Genomic DNA, 1,750 nt, shown 5'->3' on the forward strand with positions numbered 1-1,750 from the left:
AAGAAATTTCGGCTATTATCTTAAAGCATCTCAAGCAGGATGCTGAAACGAATCTTGGTGAAGAAATAACCGATGCAGTCATCACGGTTCCTGCTTACTTTGACGATGCTCGTCGCACAGCCACAAAACAAGCCGGTAAAATCGCTGGTTTCAACGTGCTGCGCGTCCTGAACGAGCCGACTGCGGCGGCAATTTCCTATGGTTTGGACTCTCAGAAAAAGGGAACCATACTTGTTTATGACTTGGGCGGTGGCACGTTTGATGTCACCTTGCTCAGCGTCGAAGATCTCACGTTTGAAGTTATAGGAACTGACGGTGATCGCAACCTCGGAGGCTTCGATTTCGACAATGCCCTAATGAAGCTCATAGCAGCCAAGGTATCCGACCAAGGCGGTGAAGGACTGCTGGATGACTTTCAGGCGACCGCTGATTTGCGTGAGAAAGCAGAGATAGCCAAGCGGGCCTTGAGCAAATTCTCCACCACCAACGTTTTCCTAACCTTCAAAGGGAAAAACTACAAGATAGCCATAACACGCGAAGAGTTTGAACAAGCTACGCAAAGTCTGCTTGCACGTACCAGGGATCTGGTTCAAGACGTCATGGATGAGGCAGATTTCGACTGGAACGACATTGATTACGTCCTCCTCGTTGGTGGATCCACGCGAATGCCAATGGTGCATCGGATGATGGAAAAGCTGACAGGAAAAGAGCCTCAATCTGACGTCAATCCTGATGAAGCTGTTGCCAAAGGAGCGGCTGTACAAGCTGGTTTGGAGGAGTCCAAACTGCTTGAGGCAGAAGGCAAGGATCCGGCTGCGGAGGGTCTGCCAACACTGGGTGGAGCTGTCAAGATCCAAGATGTTGCCTCTCAAGCTTTAGGCACGCTCACTTTCGATGATGAGACAAATGGCATGCGAAACAGCATTGTCATACCGAGGAATTCAGCTATACCTGGCTCATATTCTGATGTCTTTTACACAATGCAGGACAACCAGAAGACCGTCAAAGTACAGGTTACACAGGGCGATGATGAGGATCCTCAGTTCGTCACGATTATCGGCACTAGCACATTGAATCTGCCTGCGCATCCAGCGGGTTCCCCGTTGAAGGTAACTTACTATTACGACATTGATCAGACAGTGCAAATTGAAGTCGTGGATCTGGTGACCAATCAATCACTGGGGTCTTTTGAAATCGACCGTGTAGCCAATCTTGGCAAGCAGGAGATGGCCGATTCAGCAAACAAGCTGAATACATTGACCATCGACTAAGCCCAGCGCGTCAGAAGACAACAAGCATAACTAGCAAAGAATACACCTGAACGATACTCAAGGAACTAACTATGATTGATTATTATCAGCTACTCAATATTTCACCTGATGCGACCGAAGCAGAAATCAAGAAAGCCATACGACAGCAAAGGGCCAAATTCCGCCGACGGGTGGATAGTTCTCCTGACATCGACACCAGGAGCATGGCAGAGAAGAAAGTGGAGCAGATCGGGGAAGCAGAGAAGATTCTCACCGATCCTGAAAAACGCGAGGCTTATGATCAACAACTTGAATCTGCTCCACCGGACACCTCTGCAGATCAGTCTACGGGGAATGGGGGCAGGGATTGGCTTGCTGTTTCACGCGAGTACTACAGAAATGGTGACACGCGCAAGGCTTACAGCGCTGCCAAAGAAGCAACAGATGTACAAAGCGGCAATGTAAACGCCTGGGCTTTCCGTGCTTTGTTAGCTTCTGAC

The 1,750-nt window shown here is 49.0% G+C and carries 2 protein-coding genes; both read left to right on the forward strand.

Translation table 11 applies throughout. The annotated features are described in order from the left end of the window. Positions 1 to 1,271, forward strand: a 1,271-nt coding sequence (locus tag CI603_RS05670; RefSeq protein WP_121913377.1) for an Hsp70 family protein, incomplete at its 5' end; no start/stop codon positions are given. Between the two features lie 71 nt (positions 1,272 to 1,342). Beyond that, the coding region (locus tag CI603_RS05675; protein WP_183122265.1) for a DnaJ domain-containing protein at positions 1,343 to 1,750 on the forward strand (408 nt) is incomplete at its 3' end.

Source organism: Bifidobacterium sp. wkB338, assembly GCF_003688325.1.
Taxonomy (GTDB): Bacteria; Actinomycetota; Actinomycetes; order Actinomycetales; family Bifidobacteriaceae; genus Bombiscardovia; species Bombiscardovia polysaccharolytica.